This window comes from Fulvimarina thalattae, assembly GCF_040239565.1.
In the GTDB taxonomy this organism is placed as follows: Bacteria; Pseudomonadota; Alphaproteobacteria; order Rhizobiales; family Rhizobiaceae; genus Fulvimarina.
The window spans coordinates 345,791-365,229 of the sequence record NZ_JBEHWS010000002.1; the positions used below are offsets into that span (position 1 = coordinate 345,791).

17 protein-coding genes and 3 pseudogenes are annotated in these 19,439 nt (G+C 62.6%); 16 read left to right on the forward strand and 4 right to left on the reverse strand.

The genetic code is table 11. The annotated features are described in order from the left end of the window. The first annotated feature begins 159 nt into the window (after positions 1 to 159). From ABRA89_RS04675 to nanR, 7 genes are all read left to right on the forward strand, one after another. Positions 160 to 1,104 carry a D-ribose ABC transporter substrate-binding protein gene (locus tag ABRA89_RS04675; protein WP_349940284.1) on the forward strand — a complete coding sequence of 315 codons (945 nt, stop codon included), beginning with the start codon at positions 160 to 162 and terminating at the stop codon, positions 1,102 to 1,104. Positions 1,105 to 1,179: 75 nt separating this feature from the next. Next, the gene (locus tag ABRA89_RS04680; protein ID WP_349940285.1) at positions 1,180 to 1,827 is read left to right on the forward strand and encodes a DUF2291 family protein; all 648 of its coding nucleotides are present in this window, start codon (positions 1,180 to 1,182) and stop codon (positions 1,825 to 1,827) included. A gap of 2 nt (positions 1,828 to 1,829) precedes the next feature. Next, positions 1,830 to 3,395, forward strand: a complete 1,566-nt coding sequence (locus tag ABRA89_RS04685) for a sugar ABC transporter ATP-binding protein (protein ID WP_349940286.1) — start codon at positions 1,830 to 1,832, stop codon at positions 3,393 to 3,395. After that, positions 3,395 to 4,465 (forward strand): ABC transporter permease, encoded by a 1,071-nt coding sequence (locus ABRA89_RS04690; protein WP_349940287.1) that lies wholly within the window; start codon positions 3,395 to 3,397, stop codon positions 4,463 to 4,465. Before ABRA89_RS04685 ends, ABRA89_RS04690 begins: the two co-directional genes overlap by 1 nt. Positions 4,466 to 4,493: 28 nt before the next feature. Beyond that, a complete protein-coding gene (locus ABRA89_RS04695; RefSeq protein WP_349940288.1) occupies positions 4,494 to 5,510 on the forward strand; it encodes a Gfo/Idh/MocA family protein in 1,017 nt (338 codons plus the stop codon). Continuing rightward, on the forward strand, positions 5,507 to 7,267 hold the full coding sequence (locus ABRA89_RS04700) for a hypothetical protein (protein WP_349940289.1): 1,761 nt from the start codon (positions 5,507 to 5,509) through the stop codon (positions 7,265 to 7,267). The genes ABRA89_RS04695 and ABRA89_RS04700 overlap by 4 nt, the downstream gene beginning before the upstream one ends. Before the next feature lie 32 nt (positions 7,268 to 7,299). Beyond that, entirely contained in the window at positions 7,300 to 8,055 is a 756-nt protein-coding gene (gene nanR, locus ABRA89_RS04705; RefSeq protein ID WP_349940290.1) for a transcriptional regulator NanR, read from the forward strand. Here the strand turns inward: nanR and ABRA89_RS04710 are convergent. Both ABRA89_RS04710 and ABRA89_RS04715 read right to left on the reverse strand, forming a co-directional pair. After that, positions 8,054 to 8,269: pseudogene (locus ABRA89_RS04710) on the reverse strand (transposase); the annotation flags it as partial. The gene nanR and the pseudogene ABRA89_RS04710 overlap by 2 nt on opposite strands. 62 nt (positions 8,270 to 8,331) lie before the next feature. Further along, a complete protein-coding gene (locus ABRA89_RS04715) occupies positions 8,332 to 8,757 on the reverse strand; it encodes a hypothetical protein (protein ID WP_349940291.1) in 426 nt (141 codons plus the stop codon). Positions 8,758 to 9,546: 789 nt separating this feature from the next. Here ABRA89_RS04715 and ABRA89_RS04720 point away from each other — a divergent pair. Genes ABRA89_RS04720 through ABRA89_RS04750 form a run of 7 tightly spaced genes read left to right on the forward strand, consistent with a single transcriptional unit; the run spans position 9,547 to position 17,524 of the window. Continuing rightward, a complete protein-coding gene (locus ABRA89_RS04720) occupies positions 9,547 to 10,653 on the forward strand; it encodes a transporter substrate-binding protein (RefSeq protein ID WP_346221660.1) in 1,107 nt (368 codons plus the stop codon). Next, entirely contained in the window at positions 10,650 to 11,252 is a 603-nt protein-coding gene (locus tag ABRA89_RS04725) for an ANTAR domain-containing response regulator (protein ID WP_349940292.1), read from the forward strand. Before ABRA89_RS04720 ends, ABRA89_RS04725 begins: the two co-directional genes overlap by 4 nt. Next, complete coding sequence (locus ABRA89_RS04730; RefSeq protein WP_346221662.1) at positions 11,230 to 12,129, forward strand: ABC transporter permease; 900 nt, start codon at positions 11,230 to 11,232, stop codon at positions 12,127 to 12,129. Before ABRA89_RS04725 ends, ABRA89_RS04730 begins: the two co-directional genes overlap by 23 nt. Continuing rightward, positions 12,129 to 13,049 (forward strand): ABC transporter permease, encoded by a 921-nt coding sequence (locus tag ABRA89_RS04735; RefSeq protein WP_346221663.1) that lies wholly within the window; start codon positions 12,129 to 12,131, stop codon positions 13,047 to 13,049. Before ABRA89_RS04730 ends, ABRA89_RS04735 begins: the two co-directional genes overlap by 1 nt. 32 nt (positions 13,050 to 13,081) lie before the next feature. Next, positions 13,082 to 14,767, forward strand: coding sequence for an ABC transporter substrate-binding protein (locus tag ABRA89_RS04740; protein ID WP_349940293.1), 1,686 nt, complete (start codon positions 13,082 to 13,084; stop codon positions 14,765 to 14,767). Next, positions 14,757 to 15,701, forward strand: a complete 945-nt coding sequence (locus ABRA89_RS04745; protein ID WP_346221665.1) for an acetamidase/formamidase family protein — start codon at positions 14,757 to 14,759, stop codon at positions 15,699 to 15,701. Before ABRA89_RS04740 ends, ABRA89_RS04745 begins: the two co-directional genes overlap by 11 nt. Continuing rightward, positions 15,698 to 17,524: an ABC transporter ATP-binding protein gene (locus ABRA89_RS04750; RefSeq protein WP_346221666.1), complete on the forward strand. Its 1,827-nt coding sequence runs from the start codon at positions 15,698 to 15,700 to the stop codon at positions 17,522 to 17,524. The genes ABRA89_RS04745 and ABRA89_RS04750 overlap by 4 nt, the downstream gene beginning before the upstream one ends. A 155-nt stretch (positions 17,525 to 17,679) precedes the next feature. Here the strand turns inward: ABRA89_RS04750 and ABRA89_RS04755 are convergent. Beyond that, positions 17,680 to 17,793: pseudogene (locus ABRA89_RS04755) on the reverse strand (ABC transporter permease); the annotation flags it as partial. Between the two features lie 117 nt (positions 17,794 to 17,910). On the opposite strand from ABRA89_RS04755, the pseudogene ABRA89_RS04760 reads away from it, so the two are divergent. Both ABRA89_RS04760 and ABRA89_RS04765 read left to right on the forward strand, forming a co-directional pair. Continuing rightward, positions 17,911 to 18,009 (forward strand): annotated as a pseudogene (locus ABRA89_RS04760) (DUF427 domain-containing protein); the annotation flags it as partial. 61 nt (positions 18,010 to 18,070) lie between these two features. Then, positions 18,071 to 18,193 (forward strand): hypothetical protein, encoded by a 123-nt coding sequence (locus tag ABRA89_RS04765; protein ID WP_349940294.1) that lies wholly within the window; start codon positions 18,071 to 18,073, stop codon positions 18,191 to 18,193. A gap of 779 nt (positions 18,194 to 18,972) precedes the next feature. Here the strand turns inward: ABRA89_RS04765 and ABRA89_RS04770 are convergent. Further along, positions 18,973 to 19,350, reverse strand: coding sequence for a hypothetical protein (locus ABRA89_RS04770; protein ID WP_346221668.1), 378 nt, complete (start codon positions 19,348 to 19,350; stop codon positions 18,973 to 18,975). Between the last annotated feature and the right edge of the window lie 89 nt (positions 19,351 to 19,439).

A 19,439-nucleotide genomic window follows, 5' to 3' on the forward strand; every position in this document is an offset into this window, starting at 1 on the left:
TCGCACGCGCAGCCCGTCGTTCCGACCGAGCACCCGTTGGGGGAAAACACAGATACTCATTATACCTGTTGACAAGACGATGGTCGTTTCGCAAGCTCACGTTCGATCGACATGAAACGCGTCCGGGAGGGATGCGGGCTGATCGGGAGGAACTTATTTATGACATTCAACCGCCGTTCCGTGCTTTTCGCACTCGTGGCGTCTGCCTGCTTTTTCGCAACGCCCGTCTTTGCGCAGGATGCCGGCCTGATCGCCATCATCACGCCAAGCCATGATAACCCCTTCTTCAAGGCCGAAGCCGTCGGCGCGGAAAGCCGTGCGAAAGAACTCGGTTACGACACACTCGTGCTCGTCCATGACGACGATCCGAACAAGCAGTCGGAAATGTTCGATACGGCGATCGCCCGCGGCGCCAAGGCCATCATCCTCGACAATGCCGGTGCCGATGCTTCGGTCGCGCCCGTCCAGCGCGCCAAGGATGCCGGCATCCCGTCCTTCCTGATCGATCGCGAGATCAAGGTCAGCGACATCGCCGTCAGCCAGATCGTGTCGAACAACTACCAGGGCGCTCAGCTCGGCGCGGAGAAGTTCGTCGAGCTGATGGGCGAGGAAGGCCCTTATGTGGAGCTTCTCGGACGCGAGGCCGATACCAATGCCGGCATCCGATCCTCCGGCTATCACGATATCATCGACCAGTATCCGGATCTGGAAATGGTGGCGCAGCAGTCGGCGAACTGGTCGCAGACCGAGGCCTATTCGAAGATGGAGAGCATTCTTCAGGCCAATCCCGAGATCAAGGGCGTGATTTCAGGCAACGATACCATGGCGATGGGAGCCTGGGCGGCGCTTGAAGCGGCCGGGCGCACCGATGTCATCGTCGTCGGCTTCGACGGCTCGAACGACGTCCGCGACTCCATCATGAACGGCGGGATCAAGGCGACCGTTCTGCAGCCGGCCTACCGTCAGGCCCAACTCGCCGTCGAGCAGGCCGATCAATACCTGAAGACCGGTGAGACCGGCCAGCCCGAAAAGCAGCTCATGGACTGCGTCCTCATCGATGCGGACAATGCGGAGAAGCTGGAAACCTTCGCACTCGCCGAGTAAGCGTCAGGCCGACGTGATCGAGAACGCCCGGTGCTCCAACGCACCGGGCGGATGTCGATAGAGGGAGTGATCGACATGGGACGGGCATTTCTGCGGATCGTCTGCGTCATAGCAGCGCTCACGCCACTTTCGGGCTTCACGATCGTCTGGGACGAGCCGCAACCCGCCGATGGCGCGGCGCCTGTCGCAACGACGGACGAAGAGCGGATGAACGCCTACGCCGCCGAAGTGTGGGACGCACAAGTGCTTCCCGTTGTTTCGGAGCATGTGGTGCCGCTCACCAAGCTGAGAAGCGCGCTCGCATCGAATACCGACGAGACAGGCAAAGAGTTCGGGCTTCGTCCGAAAGGCGAGGCCAACCCCTGGAATTTCGTCGTGTCCGGCGAGGGACAAGTCTTGAAATCCAAGCTAGACAGCCGCGCGGCCAAGCTTGAGGTCGATACCGATGGCGACGGCAAGGGCGACGTGACGCTGCAACTCGGACCGATCATCCGGGGAACTGCGATCCGCGATGCGATGCCATTCATCAGCTTCACCGACTTTCGCGACCAGATCGAATTCGCCAAGCTCGCGAACGGGCTGAACGGCGAGGCTCACGCGCATATCCAGATGCCGCAGGAAGACCCGATCGGCAAGTCGGTCTCCTTCGTAGGCGTCTTTACCCTGCGGGGCAGCGCCGAGTCCGTCGAACTCGTTCCGATCGAGTTCGAGATCGGAGCCTGAAAATGGCGCAGCACCAACACACGATCGGGCTGACGATCCGCGGTGGCACCAAGATCTATCCCGGCACAGTCGCGCTCGACAACGTGGACTTCGACCTCCGGATGGGCGCCGTCAACGTGCTAGTCGGAGAGAACGGGGCCGGCAAATCGACGATGATGAAAGTCATCGCGGGGGTCGAACGGCTGACCAAGGGTACGATCGCCATGGATGGGCGGGAGGTCGAGTTCCGCTCGACCGACGACGCGGCGAAGCACGGCATCGGCATCGTCTTCCAGGAGCTCAATCTCTTTCCCAACCTGTCTGTCTCGGACAACATCTTCATGGCGCGCGAGAAGACACGCGCCGGCATCGATATCGACGCGAAAGCCCAGCGCGAGGCCACACGCGCGCTGATGCGGCGGCTCGAACATGACATCGATCCCGACGCGCTGGTCGGCGAACTCAAGGTCGGTCAGCAGCAGATCGTCGAAATCGCCAAGAGCCTTGCCCAGGACGCCAACATCCTGATCCTGGACGAGCCGACCTCCGCGCTGTCGTCGAGCGAGGTGGAGATCCTTTTCCGGGTGATCGACGATCTGCGTGAGAGCGGAGTCGGTATCGTCTACATCTCCCACCGTCTTGAGGAGCTGATCCGCATCGGGGACTACATCACTGTCTTGCGAGACGGCGTCATCACCGGCGCGCAGTCGATGGACGGGGTAGATATCGCCTGGATCGTCAGGAACATGATCGGCGACGCCTCGAAAGACTACGCGAAGAACGACGAGCACGCGTTCGGTCCGGAAATCTTTCGGGCCGAGAACATTACCATGCCTCGGGCAAGCGGCGGCTACGCGGTCCGCGACGTGAGCTTTTCCCTCAGGGCGGGCGAGATCCTGGGCATCTACGGCCTGATGGGCGCCGGACGCTCAGAACTTCTCGAATGCATCATCGGCGGCGCGACGCATTATACCGGCACGATTCACGTCGAGGGCAAACTGCTGAAGACGCGCAGCGTCTCCGGGAGGATCGATCGCGGCATCGCGTTGATCCCGGAAGACCGCAAGGCGGACGGTCTCGTCCAGATCCTCTCGATCCGCGAGAACATGACACTTTCGAGCCTCGGCGCGTTCACGCGCGGCATCCACATGTCGCTCAAGAGCGAGGCCCGGAACGTCGCGGATTACATCCGCCGCATGACCGTAAAGGTCGCATCGCCCGAACACGAGGTCTCTTCGCTGTCTGGAGGCAACCAGCAGAAGGTCGTCATCTCCAAGGCGCTGATGACGAACCCGAAGATCCTTCTGATGGACGAACCTTCGCGCGGCATCGACATCGGCGCCAAGGCAGAGGTCTTTCGCGTGATGCGCAAGCTCGCCGCCGAAGGCCTCGGCATTGTATTCGTGACCTCCGACCTCGACGAGGTGATGGCCCTGTCCGACCGCATCATCGTGATGTCGAACGGCCGGGTCGTCTCAGAATTCGATCGCGAGGATGCGACGGAAACCGCCCTGATCCAAGCCTCCGCACTCGGCCATGAACCCGATCCCAAGACTGCGACCGAAACGACGATGAGGAAAGCCTCCTGATGACCGACCAGAGCATCGCTTCGCCGTCCTCGCAGGGTTTCGACACGAGTTCGGCGCTCCTGATCCTTCTGAAGGCGCGGACCTTCATCGCCCTCATCCTGGTCTTCGCCTTCTTCGCGTTCGCCGCGCCGAATTTCCTGTCGACGGCGAACATGATCATCATGTCGAAGCACGTGGCGCTGAATGCGTTTCTCGCCATCGGCATGACCTTCGTCATCGTCTCGGGAGGCATCGACCTGTCCGTCGGCTCGATCGTCGGGCTCTGCGGCATGGTCGCCGGCTGGCTAATTTTGAATGGCGTCGATCTCGGGCTCGGCTTCACCATCCAGTTCAACACCTTGGAAATCTGCTTTCTCGTCGCGCTGGTCGGCATCACGGTCGGGGCGATCAACGCTTTCCTGATCACCAAGCTCAACGTCGCGCCGTTCATCGCGACGCTCGGCACGCTTTACGTCGCGCGCGGGGCGGCGATGCTCTCGTCCGACGGGCGCACCTTTCCGAACCTCACCGGCGATCCGGCCTATGGCTCCGACACGTTCCGATGGATCGGCGCGGGCGACATCCTCGGCATCCCCGTCTCGATCCTGATGCTGATCGTCGTGGGCTTCGGTGCTGCCTACATCGCCAAACGCACGCCGCTCGGACGCTACATCTACGCCGTCGGCGGAAATGAGAAGGCCGCCGCGCTCTCCGGCGTGAAGGTCAACCGGGTCAAGTATTTCGTCTATATGTTTTCGGGCTTCTGCGCAGCTCTCGTCGGCATCATCGTCGCCTCGCAGCTGGTCGCGTCCCATCCGGCGACCGGCGAAACCTTCGAGCTGAACGCCATTGCCGCAGCCGTCCTCGGCGGTACGTCGATGTCAGGTGGCCGGGGCCGGATCGCCGGCACGATCGTCGGGGCGTTCGTCATCGGCGTCTTGTCCGACGGCCTCGTCATGATGGGCGTCTCGGCCTTCTGGCAGACCGTGATCAAGGGCCTGGTGATCATCGCGGCGGTGGTGATCGATCAGGCACAGCAGCGCTTCGAGAGCCGCGTTGCCCTCAAGGCGCAGGCGGCGCTCGGCAAATGAGGATGCGGCGGCACTGAAGGAGACGACCATGAAGGGCGCGTTGATCGGGTGCGGGTTCTTCGCCCAGAACCAGCTTCACGCATGGGGCGAAATCGAGGGCGCGGAGATCGTTGCCATCTGCGACAGCGATCCGGCTCGGCTCGAAGAGACGGCGCAACGCTTCGGGATATCGCGCACCTATGCGGATGCTGCCGAACTGCTCAGGGCCGAGGCGCTCGATTTCGTCGATATCGCGACGACGGTGCCGAGCCATCGCCCGCTGGTAGAACTCGCGGCCGAGCACGGCGTCAATGTCATCTGTCAAAAGCCATTCGCCGAGACCATGACTGACGCCCGCGCCATGGTGGATGCGGTGGCCGAGGCAGGCCGCGTGCTTATGGTGCACGAGAACTTCCGCTGGCAGTCGGCGGTCCGGCGAGTGATCGAAACCGTTCGAAGCGGGGCGATCGGCGAGCCGTTCTTCGGGCGGGTGACGTTTCGCTCCGGATACGACGTCTATAGCGGACAGCCCTATCTCGCCGAGGGCGAGCGATTCATCATCGAGGATCTCGGCATCCATATTCTCGATATCGCCCGCGCGCTTTTCGGCGATGTCGAGCGGATCACGGCGACGACGCGGCGCGTCAATCCGGCGATCAAGGGCGAGGACGTCGCCACCATGCTGCTCGCCCATGAAGGTGGCGTCACCAGCGTGGTCGATTGCTCCTATGCGACAAGGCGCGAACCGGAGACCTTTCCGGAAAGCCTGATCGAAATCGACGGCACGAAAGGCACGCTGCGGCTTGACGCGGGCTACGAGCTCGTCGTGCAGGCCGGCGACGCAAACGTGTTCGACGTAAGCCCGCCCTTGCTTCCTTGGGCCGAGCGACCCTGGCACAACATCCAGGAGAGCGTGAAGATCATCCAGCAGCACTTCGTCGATTGCGTGCGGTCCGGGTCCGAACCGGAGACGTCCGGGTCCGACAATCTCAAGACCCTCGCTCTGGTCGAAGCGGCCTATCGTTCGGCGGAGCGCGGAGAAACCGTCAGGCTCTTGGAGATATGACGACCGATCTCGACCTCTACGGCACGAGCGAGCCTGTCGCACCCGTCGAGATCGTTCGGATCGGTTCGGTTGCGTTCGAGCTTCAGGACGGGGCTGTCTCCTACCTTAGTGTCGATGGACACGAACTGATCCGCCGAATCGGATTTCTGGCGCGCGACCGCGACTGGGGAACCCTGTTTCCCGCCGTGGAGACGGTCGAGCGGATCGAGAACGGGAACAATTTTCGGCTTCACACAAAGCTGATTTTCGAGAACGACGGTGCGTGCCTGCGGGTCGATCTGCGCTTGAGCGTCGATGCCAGCGGCGCGGTGTTTGAGGCGACGGGACACGCCAGGGGAGCGTTCGAAACCAATCGCACCGGTTTTACGGTGCTTCATCCGATCGCCGGACAGCAAGGCGCGCCGATCGAGGTCGTCCACAGCGATGGGCGAACCGAAAACAGCGAGTTCCCCGAGAGGATCGCGCCCTGGCAGCCCTTCATGGACATTGCCGCAATCACCCACCAGGTCGGCGATATCACGTGTACCTGCCGTTTCGAGGGCGATGTCTTCGAGATGGAGGATCACCGCCAATGGGGCGATGCGTCCTTCAAAACCTATAATCGTCCTCTCGCACGACCCTGGCCCTACCAGATCGCCGACGGAGAGACGGTCAGGCAGACCCTGCGTTTGCACTGGAAGAGGACGAACGAGACGGCCCAGCGGGAACCGGCATCCAATCCGGCGACGCCGAAATTTCCCCAGACCGCGGTCCTTCTCACCGCCGACCATGCAAGGCGGGCAGTCGGGCATCTGGCGCACCTCGAATTCGTCTTGCCGCAACGCCTCTTGTGCCATGTGGATGCGACGCTCGGAGATGTGGCCGGGCAGTTCGCGGCATTTGCCGAATTGCAAAAGGCGGCGGGAGTGTTCGTCTACGATCTCGAACTGATCGGTGATTTCGGCTCCGATCCGACCATCGATCCGGCCGCGCCTCTTCAGCACTATGCCGATGCGATGCGTTGGGCCGGATTCGTCGCCGACAGCGTCATGTTATGCCCCGCGGTTGACCGCCAGTCGACGCCGCCGGGCTCGGAATGGCCACCCTGTCCGCCGCTCGATGCGATCCACGACGCAGCCCGAAAGGCTTTCGCTTGTCCAATCATGGGCGGCGGAATGGCGAGCTTTTTCCCTGAACTCAATCGCAAGCGTCCGCCGATCGGTATGCTCGATTTCGTGAGCCATTCGCTTTGCCCGATCATCCATGATGCCAGCGACCGATCCATCATGGAGATGTTCGAGGCGATCCCGCATATCGCGACCTCGGCGCGCGCGTTTCTGGGTGGCGCGGATTATCGGATCGGCCCGTCGACCATCGCCATGCGCCAGAACCCCTATGGCAGTCGGACAATTTCGAATCCCGATGGCCGCCGGATCGCGATGGCGCACGACGATCCCCGTCATCGGGCACGGTATGGCGCGGCTTACACGCTCGGACTGGCGGCCGCTCTCGCTCCCGCCGGCGTCACGGTCTGGACGCCGGCCGAACTCTACGGACCGCGCGGGCTCTTCGGCGATGACGGCCACCCGCATCCGCTGACCGAGGTCGTCGCAAGGCTGGCCCGCCAAGCCGGCAAGACCGTGCTTTCCTCTTCGACAACGAGTGGCGAGGCGGAGTTGCGGTTTGCTGACTTGCGCTTTCAAGCGAACCTCACGCACAGGCGCCAGAATGGACTAAACCCCTATGAATGGTTGTGCGAGGAGCGCGAAACCGACTAACCTTCGGCCTGATCACACGGGATATTTTGCGGATGAACGAAAGGCCTGGCGTGGCGCTGACACTGGAGACGAACATTGCCGACGACAAGATCGTGCGCCGCAAACTGTCGGAACAGGTGCTGGACAAGCTCCGGGCGATGATCCGCACCGGGGACCTCAAAGCCGGAGACGCCATGCCGTCGGAACGCGCCCTCATGGAGCGGTTCGGTGTCGGACGCCCCGCCGTTCGCGAAGCGCTTCAGTCACTGCACAATTCCGGGCTGATCACGATCCAGCACGGAGAAAGAAGCCGCGTCAACGAGATCAATGCCAGCACCGTACTGGACCAGAGCGACGAGATCGCGCGCTTTCTCCTCAATTCCGTACCTTCCAATCTGGAGCATCTGAAGCAGGCGCGCCGCATGTTCGAACTCGGCATCGTCAGAGTGGCCGCTGAAAAAGCGACCGAAGAGGACGTTGGCGCGCTTCGCAAGCTTGTCACCGACCAACGCTTGTTGTTCGGGACCGATCCGCTCCCGTTCATTACAGCCGACATGGCTTTCCACGCGCGGATTGCCGAGATCGTCGGCAATCCGATCATTTCCGCCGTATCGGTCGCAATGCTGCGCTGGCTTTTCGAATATCACACCACGCTTCTGCATTGGTCGGGCAATGAGGACGTGACGCTGGCCGAGCACGACCGAATCGTCGATTGCATTGCCGCCCACGACGTGGAGGGCGCAGTCGCCAATATGCGCGACCACCTCGACCGCTCTCTAAGCCTCTACGCGCAGAACGAACTGCCGTAGAACTTGCGTCGGCCGCCTTCTCCAGAAGCTGGGCGCGCCATTGGCCGATCTGGTTCTGACGGGCGTCATGCTGCTGCGAAAGTTCGGCGAGCGTTCATCGCGCTTGCGCGGGCCACGTATTCCGCTACCGCTCTTCACTCTCGCCCCGTAAGGCGGCAAGCGCCACCTTCGCCTTGAACGCCGGGCTGTGATTGCGGCGGGATCTCTTCGTCATCGTCTCTCCTCGTCGCGGCCATCCTGGCTGACGTCAGGCAGACAATCCACTTATCCCGCTGTTCAAAAATCCGAGGCAACCTCTACCCGGTCGAGGCACGCCGCATCGCGCCCGAAGCTGGTCAGCATCGACCTGACCGTCTCACGCGCGGGGGTTTCAAGCACCTGAGCCAGCCCGGTCTGCGAGCGCGCTGTCGCCTCGAACGCGCGCAACTGGTCCAGAAAGGAAATCAGAATGAGATGGGGAGGGCGACCGGTGAAGCGGCTGCTCTTTAAGCTTTCGAGCATCGTGTTCGCAGCGGCGATGACCTCGTCGACGACGGCGCGCTTCTCGACGGACAAGTGGGCGTAGGTCGACCCGCAAAGGCTGCTGCTTCCCACTTCGTGTCCTATGTCCATCGCCGCCAACTTCCTCGAGCCCTCAGCGCAGATCACCCGGAACTGCGCGACCGCCTGCTCGCCGATCAGGCAGGCATCGCGAACCGTCATCGGTCCGAAGCTTGCGCGAACGAAGTCAGGGCAAGATCGGGCCGTCGAATCATGGCTGAGAATACCGTGAAACTGCCGTGGCAAGCGTATCGAGAAGCGCCACCCGGAACCCGAGCGCGTCATGTGACGCGGACGTCGCACTCTCGGCTTCGGTTGCGATCCGCCTGGAACATGGGTTGGAACATTGACCACGACTCGATCCCTCGCAATGGGATCGGAGAAATTTCTCTATTAGCATCAATGATTTAGAAGCAGGCCTTTCGGAGGCTTGTCGTGGCGGAGAGGAAGGGACTCTCCCCCACAATAGCCGAAATCCCGCAAATCCAGCGATCGCCCGGAACGACCACAAAAACCTGCGATACACCGCACGATACACGACGCGATACACAGAGCCCAGCGCTATCGATTGAGCTTTGAAGATCGCGTGCGCCTCGGACGGCGCACGCCCCGGAAATCATTTCCGGACATGGTGCGGTCCGGAAAGCTTAAGAGAATCGCAGTGAGACCAGAAAACGCCGGCGCTCGTCCGCAAAGCCGGCACTCGGGACAGACGGGCCAATTGTCTGACTGGCAATAATCAATATCGGCAAGAAATTTGGCGCATCCCTCTACAATCTGCCTAATATTGAGGCGATCGATTGGCGTGCTCAAAAACCGATTGACAGCGATGCGCCGTTCGCTAAGCTGAGATCGACATACGGCATCTGCGCCGAACGGCATTCGAGCCCCGATCTTTCTACCGCGTACGCGATAGAAAGATCGGGGCTTTTTTATTTGAAAACGCTACGGATGAAGACCAGAATCGATATCGGCATCCTCTTCTCGCGGTCCGGACCATATCGGCTCCTCGCCGAGGCGTCCTACCGCGGGGCTATGGATGCGATCGCCGCGGTCAACGCCGATCCGGAACGGACGATCGAGATCATCGGTATCGTGCGCGACCCTGCTGGCAACACCGACCGCTACGCGCCGCTCTGCGCGGACATCCTTGCGACCTCGTCGGCCCGTCACATCGTCGGTTGCACCACATCGTGGAGCCGCAAGGAGGTGATTCCGAGCCTCGAAAAGGCCGGCGGGACACTCTGGTATGCCTGTCCCTATGAGGGGTTCGAGGCGAGCGAGCACGTGGTCTATCTCCATGCGTGCCCGAACCAGCATCTCGTGCCGCTTCTCGCCCATGTGCTGCCCCGCTTCGGAAGCCGCGCATTCTTCGTCGGCTCGAACTATATCTGGGGTTGGGAAACCAACCGGGTCGCCCGCGACGTGGTCGGCGATGTTGGCGGCACGGTGCTCGGCGAGCGCTATCTGCCACTCGGCGACACGGACGTCGCCCGGCTCATCGAGGAGATTCGCGCCACGCGGCCGAACTTCATTCTCAACAACCTGATCGGTCCCTCCTCCTACGCGCTCTTCCGGGCCTATGGGGATCTCTGTCGAAGCGACCCGACCTTCTCACCACGGACCTGCCCGATACTGTCCTGCAATCTGACGGAAATCGAGCTTCCGGAGATTGGGCCGACCGCAAACGGTCACCTATCTGTCGGGCCTTGGTTCGCCGCCTCGGCCACCGACGCGGCGCCGACGCCGTCCGACTCCTCGTTCTATGCCGCAGCCCACAGCGCCGTGAGCGTTCTCGCCGACCGGCTGACCGACGAGCTCCGCGGCGGCGCGGGTGCGACGGCCTTCTCGGACCGGGCATTCGAGACTTGGCTCGGTCCGATCCGGATCGATCCGAATACCCATCACACCAGCCTGCCTGTTCGCATCGCCCGAGCGCAGGACGGTCGGTTCGAGGTGATCGAGGCGGAAGACAAGCTCGTCGCGCCCGATCCGTATCTGTCGCGCTACGATCCGGCACGGCTGATGGCCCGCCGAACCTTGAGGGTCGTCTCGTGAGCGCGCGGGCCCGCATCCCCAATCTCGGAGGCGCCAAGGCGTTCATTCTCCATCGCCCGCACGCGACGACACTTGCCTTGTCGCGAAGCCTGTCGGCGATCGGTCTCGTACCGGTCGAAGCCTGGCCTGAGCTTCCAGCCGGAGGTCTTGCCGCCGACTTCGTGTTCTTCGACGCCGATCTCGGCTTCGACGAACAGTTCCCTTGGCGCGCCGGCGATGCGCCGATGCCGCAGATCGCCCTCATCGGCTCGGAGGCACCCGGCCGGATCGAATGGGCCCTAGGACAGAGCGCCGACAGCCATCTCGTAAAGCCGGTCGGCGGATCGGGTGTCTATTCGGCGCTTCTGATCGCTCGGCGCAGCTTCGATGCCCGCCGCAATCTCGCGCGGGAGGTGGAAAGCCTCAAGGCGCGGGCGAGTGAGCGCCAGACCATCGTGCGGGCGGTCGTCGCCCTCTCGGAGAGCGGTGTCGGCGAGGAGCAGGCCTACGCCCAGTTGCGCACGCTCGCCATGAGCTGGCGCGTGACTATCGAGGAAGCGGCTCGCCGGATCGTCGAGCTCAAGACGGGAGGAGCCGATGAGCGTTCCCGTTGCCTCTGAACCGGCAGCGCGCAAGGCGGCGAAGCGCCGGGGCGTCGGCGGCCAGCTTCTGCGCCGTCCGCTCGCTCTCGTCGGCCTCTTCATCATTGCCGTCACCGTCGGAGGCGCGGTATTCGCGCCCTACATCGCCGGCTACGACCCGAACGAGCAATTGTTCGACGGCCTCTCCCTTCTCGGCGAACCGATGGCGCCGGGCGGTGCCTTCCCGCTCGGCACCGATCTTCTGGGACGCGATCTCCTAACGCGTATCCTCTACGGGGCCCGAACCTCGCTCATCATCGGCATCGCCGCCAACGGCGTTGCCCTCGTCATCGGAACGCTGGTGGGCGTCACGGCTGGCTTTTATCGCGGCTGGATCGGCACGATCCTGATGCGCTTCACCGACCTGATGATGGCGTTTCCGGCTCTCCTTCTGGCGATCTGCCTCGCGGCCGTCCTCTCACCGAGCCTGTGGATCGTCGCGCTGGTGATCGCGTTGGTGAACTGGGTACAGACGGCCCGCGTCATCTTCACTGAGACGAGTTCCCTGTCGCGCCGAGAGTTCATTGAAGCCGAACGGGCGATGGGAGCCTCTACGGGTCGCATCCTGTTCAGACATATCCTGCCCCATCTGCTGCCGACGATCATCGTCTGGGGCACTCTCGGCATCTCGACGACGGTTCTGCTCGAGGCGACGCTCTCCTATCTCGGCGTCGGCGTGCAGCCCCCTACCCCCTCCTGGGGCAACATCATTTTCGAGAACCAGACCTACTTTCAAGCAGCGCCCTGGCTGGTGTTCTTCCCCGGCATAGCGATCCTTACGCTGGCGCTTGCCTTTAACCTCGTCGGTGACGCCCTGCGCGACATTCTCGACCCGACCCAGCGGGGACGCTTCTGATGGTCGCCTACATTGCCCGGCGGCTGGTTCAGTCCGCCCTCATCCTTCTCGGCGTCTCGGTCATCACCTTTGCGCTTCTCTACATGCTGCCCGCCGACCCCGTGCGGCAGATCGCGGGACGCAGCGCGACGGCGCAGACCGTTGAGAACATCCGGCGCGAACTCGGCCTGGATCAGCCCTTCATCGTCCAGTACGGCCGCTACCTCCTCGGAATCCTACAAGGCGACCTCGGACGGTCTTACCTGCAACGGACCGAGGTTTCGTCGCTGATCGCCGCGCGGCTTCCCGCAAGCCTGCTCCTTATGGCGGGCGCGATCGTCTGCGAACTGATCCTTGGTTTGACCATGGGTCTCTTCGCGGCCCTCAAGCGCGGCACCGCCACCGACCAGGCTCTCATGGTCGGCTCCTTCATCGGCGTCTCGGCGCCGCAGTTCGTGGTCGGTCTTCTGCTCCTCTATCTGTTCGCGGTCCGGCTCGGCTGGTTTCCGATCGGCGGCTACGGCACTTTCGCCCATCTGGTCCTCCCCTCGATCACGCTCGGCATCCTCGGGGCCGGCTGGTATTCGCGCATGATGCGCTCCTCAATGGTGGATGTGCTGCGGCAGGACTTCATCCGTACGGCACGCGCCAAGGGGCTCGCCCGCTCCACCATTCTCTTACGGCATGCCCTGCCCAACGCGATCCTGCCCGTCATCGCGATGATCGGCATCGATATCGGCCTCTTCATGAGCGGCATCGTGGTCGTGGAGAGCGTATTCGGCTGGCCAGGCATTGGCCAGCTCGCATGGCAGGCGATCCAGCGTGTCGACATTCCGATCATTATGGGCGTCACGCTGGTCTCGGCCTGCGCCATCGTCCTCGGAAACCTTCTGGCGGACCTCGTCTCACCGCTCATCGATCCCCGCATCAAGCTTCAATGATCCGCGAAGAAACCACCGAAAGGAAAGTGACCATGAAAGCTCTTCTCGCCTCGACAGTCGCCGGCATGGCGCTTGGTCTGTCGCTCGCAGCCATGCCGGCTCACGCGCAGGACGCCGCCGTTTCGGGCGCGGGCACGGCCCAGACGAACAATTACGAACGCGACCCGAACGCCAAACAGGGCGGCTCAATCGTCATCACCTACAAGGACGACGTCGCAACGCTCGATCCCGCGATCGGCTACGACTGGCAGAACTGGTCGATGATCAAGTCGCTCTTCGATGGGTTGATGGATTACGAGCCGGGCACCACGAACCTGCGTCCGGGCCTTGCCGAGTCCTACGAAATCTCGGACGACGGACAGACCTTCACCTTCAAGCTGAGGCCTGGCGTCAAATTCCACAACGGCCGCGAGATGACGGCAGAAGACGTCAAGTTCTCGCTCGACCGGGTGACCAATCCCTCAACTCAGTCGCCGGGTGCTGGCTTCTTCTCGATGATCGAAGGCTACGACGCCGTCGCATCCGGGGAAGCCGAAAACCTTTCGGGCGTCACGGTCATCGATCCGCAGACGGTCGAGTTTAAGCTTTCGCGACCCGATGCGACCTTCCTTCATGTGATGGCGCTGAACTTCGCCTCTGTGGTGCCCTCCGAAGCGGTCGAAGCATCTGGCGCAGATTTCGGCAAGAACCCCGTTGGCACCGGTGCCTTCAAGCTTGCCAACTGGACAATCGGACAGAGCCTAACCTTCGAGCGCAACAGCGACTATTGGCGTGATGGGCTTCCCTATCTCGACCAGATCACCTTCGAGATCGGCATGGAGCCGATCGTCGCTTTGCTCCGCCTCCAAAACGGTGAAGTCGACATCCCAGGCGACGGCATTCCGCCGGCGAAGTTCCAGGAAGTGATGAACGATCCGGACCAGAAGGCTCGCGTTGTCGAAGGCGGCCAACTCCAGACCGGCTACATCACCATGAACACCGAGATGGAACCCTTCGACAACAAAGCGGTGCGCGAAGCGGTCAACATGGCGATCAACAAGGACCGGATCGTCCAGATGATCAACAACCGTGCGCTGCCGGCGAACCAGCCGCTACCCCCTTCGATGCCTGGTTACGACGAAAGCTACTCCGGCTACGACTACGATCCTGAAAAGGCCAGGCAGATGCTTGCCGATGCCGGCTTTGGGGATGGGTTCTCGACCGAACTCTTCGTCATGAACACCGATCCGAACCCGCGCATAGCTCAGGCGATCCAGCAGGACCTTTCACAGATCGGCATTGATGTGTCGATCCAGGCTCTCGCACAGGCCAACGTCATCGCGGCCGGTGGTGCCAAGGATCAGGCGCCGATGATCTGGTCGGGCGGCATGGCTTGGATCGCCGACTTTCCCGATCCGTCGAACTTCTACGGGCCGATCCTCGGCTGTGCTGGGGCAGTTCCGGGAGGCTGGAACTGGGCCTGGTACTGCAATCCGGACATGGACAAGCGGGCGGCCGAAGCCGACTCGATCACCGATCCCGCGAGGCAGGACGAGCGCGACCAGATGTGGTCGAAGATCTATACCGACATCATGGCCGATGCGCCCTGGGTTCCGGTCTTCAATGAACAGCGCTTCACGATGAAGTCCGAACGGATGGGCGGCGCGGACGCGCTCTACACCGATCCTGTCAACATTCCGATCAACTACGACTATGTGTACGTGACCGATGTGCAGTAACTGCGACTATACCATCCACAGCCGCCATCATCATTTCGGCTGGAACAACGGCTTCGAGCCGGTGCAGCATGTTGCGCCGGGCTCCACCATCGAGTTCGAATGCCTCGATTCCTCCGGCGGTCAGTTCACCAAGGATTCGACCGTCGAGGACGTGAGAACGATGGACTTCGGCAAGATCAACCCGGTCACCGGGCCGATCTTCGTCGAGGGTGCGCAGCCGGGCGACGCGCTCAGGGTGACGATCGAGAGCTTCAAACCGTCCGGCTTCGGCTGGACGGCGAACATTCCGGGCTTCGGTCTTCTCGCCGATCAGTTCGAGGACCCCGCGTTGACCATCTGGTCCTACGACCCGGACAGCCTTGAGCCTGCGCTCTTCGGCAAGGAGGGGCGGGTGCCGCTGAAGCCCTTCGCCGGGACGATCGGCTGCGCGCTCGCCGAGCCCGGTCTTCATTCGATCGTGCCGCCGCGTCGGGTCGGCGGCAATCTCGACATTCGCGATCTTGCCGCGGGAACGGTGCTCTACCTGCCGGTGGAGGTTGCCGGCGCCCTCTTCTCCGTTGGCGATACCCATGCGGCGCAGGGTGATGGCGAAGTCTGCGGCACGGCGATCGAGAGCCCGATGAACACGGTGCTGACGCTCGACCTCGTCAAGGACGCGAACCTGCGCATGCCCCGCTTCACGACGCCGGGACCGGTGACACGCCATCTCGACGCGAAGGGTTATGAGGTGACGACGGGAGTGGGGCCGGACCTGATGAGCGGAGCAAAGGAGGCCGTCGCCCAGATGGTCGATCTTCTGGCTGGGCGCTACGCCATGGACCCGGTGGATGCCTACATGCTGGTTTCCACCTGCGGGGACCTGCGCATCTCGGAGATCGTCGACATGCCCAACTGGGTCGTTTCGTTTTACTTCCCGAGGTGCGTCTTCGAATGAGCGAGGTGAAGGACGGTGAGCCGGCTCTCGCGAACGGACCGCGAGCCTCCGCAAACGGACGGCGGGATGGCCAGGATCGGGTGCTGGTGGTTTCGAGCCTCACCGTTCTCGTTCGTGGCGAGGACGGGCCCCGCGCCGTCGTAGAGGATCTGTCCTTCTCGCTTTCTCGGGGCGAAACGCTGGCGATCGCGGGAGAATCCGGCTCGGGCAAGTCGATGACCTCGCTCGCGATCATGGGGCTTCTGCCCAAGCCGGGCGCCCGGATCGGCGGCGGATCGATCCGGCTCGGCGACCATGAGATCGCCGGCCTTTCCGAAGGCCGGATGAAGGCGGTGCGCGGAAGGCGGATCGCCATGATCTTCCAAGAACCGATGACCTCGCTCAATCCGGTTCTCTCCATCGGGCGGCAACTGACCGAGGCGATCCTCGCCCACGAGGCTATCGGGCGGTCCGAGGCGAGAAAACGGGCGATCGCGGCGCTTCGTGCCGTTCGAATACCCGACGCGGAAGGACGGCTGAAGCAATATCCTCACGAACTGTCCGGCGGCATGCGCCAGCGCGTGATGATCGCAATGGCAATCGCTCTAAAACCAGACGTGCTGATCGCCGATGAGCCGACGACGGCGCTCGACGTGACCGTGCAGGGCGAGGTGCTGGAGCTCCTGCGCGATCTTCAACGCGATCTCGGCACCGCCGTCATCCTCATCACCCACGACATGGGCGTCGTCGCGGAGATGGCCGACCGGGTCGTGGTGATGAAGGAGGGCCGCGCCGTCGAAACGGGCGAGGTCGGTCACCTCTTCGATGCTCCGAAGGCGGCTTACACGCGCGATCTTTTGGCGGCTGTTCCGCGCATCGGCGAAGGCCGGGGACGGATGGAGACGCGCGCGCTGGAAAGTCGCGCGGCGCAGCCGCTCGTCCGGATCGACGATCTATGCGTCCGTTTCCCGATCCGCAGCGGATTCCTTTCGCGCGTTCGGGCCAATGTCCACGCCGTCGAGGGCGTATCCTTCGAGATCGCGGCAGGTGAGACCCTGTCGCTCGTCGGCGAATCCGGATGCGGCAAGTCGACGACCGCAAAGGCGCTGGCCGGTCTCGTCGACTATTCGGGCGACATCATCCTCGAAGGCCGCAACATGGCCGGTCGCACGAGCGCCGAGACGAAGGCGCAGCGCCGAAAGGTGCAGATGATCTTCCAGGACCCGTTTGCCTCGCTCGATCCGCGCATGACGGTCGGCGATCTCGTTGCCGAGCCGATGGTAATCCATGGCACAGCGCCGCGAGAGGAACGGTTGGCGCGCGTTGCCGGCCTCTTCGACCGGGTGGGTCTTTCGGCGGACCAGATGGCGCGCTATCCGCATGAATTTTCCGGCGGCCAACGCCAGCGGATCTGCATCGCGCGGGCCCTCGCGTTGCGCCCACAGCTGATCATCGCCGACGAAAGCGTCTCGGCTCTCGACGTTTCGGTGCAGGCCCGTGTGCTCGAGCTCCTGCGCGAGCTTCAGGGGGAATTCGGAATCGCCTATTTGTTCATTTCCCATGATATGGCGGTGGTAGAGAATGTGTCCGACCGCATCGCAGTCATGTATCTCGGACAGATCGTGGAGATGGGAACGCGAGACCAGATATTCGGCGACCCGCAGCACCCTTATACGAAGCGGCTGATCGCGGCCGTTCCGCGTCCGGACCCGCATGCGCGGCGCCGCGCCTTCGAACGCGCGGCAAGCGAGATCCCGAGCCCCGTGCGCATGATCGGCGACCCGCCGAACCGGCTGACGCTTAACGATCTCGGCGACGGGCATTTGGTCGCGTCCAGAGCCTGATGCCGAGACGTCGCAATGAGTTCAACGGAAGTCGACACACGCTGCTGCGCGTTGCGGAGCGATGTCGGACCTCGTGTTCAGCAACCATTTTCTGAAAGATCGAAAAGACGAAGCGTGAAACCCGACCAATATCGGGTCTCATGCCTCGTCGTACGTCAGGTGTCGCGCGGGTCGAGCGCGTCGCGCAGACCATCTCCCGGAAGGCCGAAACCGAGCACCAGAATGAAGATTGTGACGCCCGGCAAGAGTGAAACCCTCCTCGACAGGAAGGCGTCTGGTCGTTCCCGCGTCCGGCCATCGCGACGTCGACCGCGGGCCACAAGGTCATCGAGCATGGCGGTCGTCGGATCGCAGACAGCCACAGGACGGTCCGCACCTTCGAGACCATCCAGCCACCTAGCTACTACATTCCGGGAGACGACATCGAACCCGGCATCCTCGCCCGCGTGAAGGGAAGTTCCTTCTGCGAATGGAAAGGCGGGGCCGTCTACTGGAACGTGGTCATCGGCGACACCCGCTTCGAGCGCGTCGGCTGGAGCTACCCCTTTGCTGACGGGGTCCTTCGCCTGCCTGAAGGACCATGTCGCCTTCTACGCACGCGTGTTCGACGCCTATGTCGTCGACAGTCAGAAGGTGACGCCGCAGGTGGGGCCGTTCTACGGCGGTTGAATCACCGATGGCTTCGCGGGCCCCTTCAAGGGCGGACCCGGAATGAATTGTTGGTAGTCTGAACGGCGCGATGGACGATCGCGCGGGGCTGCGACCTTTCGAGCGGTCGTGAGATGTACGAACGCATGTAGCGGAACAGAACAAGGTGAGTCGTGAGCTGGTCCCATGGCCGCCCGTCGATAGATCGCATGCATCGTTCCCGATTACCTTCGGATCCTTTGTATGCTCTACGGAGAGAGACGATCGCAATCGCCCGGAACGATCCATCCGGCCGGGCAGTCTCTTTCCTTCTTCGCCAGCCCTTCTCAAAACGACGATCGGCAAGCGAGACGCCAAACGTGGTCCGGAAATCATTTCCGACGCTTCCGATCCGCTTCCCCGCACAACCAACGAATATCCTCAAATTATCGATTCTCATGCGAACGGCGTTTCTCGAACTTTCGATTCTGAAGTCAGGAGTAATGGGGGCGACCGTCAATGAAGGGCAAACGTCGTTTGATCGGACGACGCTGGATCGATTGGTTTCCAGCGGCCCGGGCAACGGCGGACCGAACACGGCTGACGACCCACCCGGAAGCAGGGTCGCTGGAGCTTGGGAGCGAACGGACTGACGTTGATGCACTGAGGGTCCCGACCGTCGGCCATGGCGATGGAGGCAAAGAACGAGTTCCGGATCAGCTCATCCCGACAGAGGCGAGGTCTGCCAGGACGGCAGCGTTCCATGGTCGGTCGTCACCTTGGTCGCCATCGGGTGACGTTCCCGATGGTGAACGCCGTGCTCATCGGTCGTCGCCGAACATCTCGTCGAAGTCGGGCTTGTCCCGCAAGTGCCCCTTGCCCCGGAAAGTCCATCCCGCTTCGTACCTGTCGTAGATCTCCTCAATCCGTTCGCCCGCCTTCGCCTTGTCGAATCCTTGCTCGACGAGGCGGGGCAGGACGGCGTTATACACCTGGCCGAAGGCGGCGGCCTTGTTGTCGGCGGTCAGGCCGCTGAAGATCCAGTGCAGAAGAACCCTGGCGACGTCGTCCCGGGACGGCTTTCGTTCGATCCGGTGACGTTCCCGTAGAGCCTGCTGGCGGGCACGCTGATCGGCGAGGCGCTTCTCTCGCGCAGCTCGCCTGATCTCGTTTTCGCGAGTGGATGATGATCGGGCCATACTGATGTTCTCGTTGGGTCCCGCCTGCGGCAGCCACGATCGAGGCGACGCTGACGGAAGGCGGTTGTTCGAAAGGGGGGAGGTCGCTA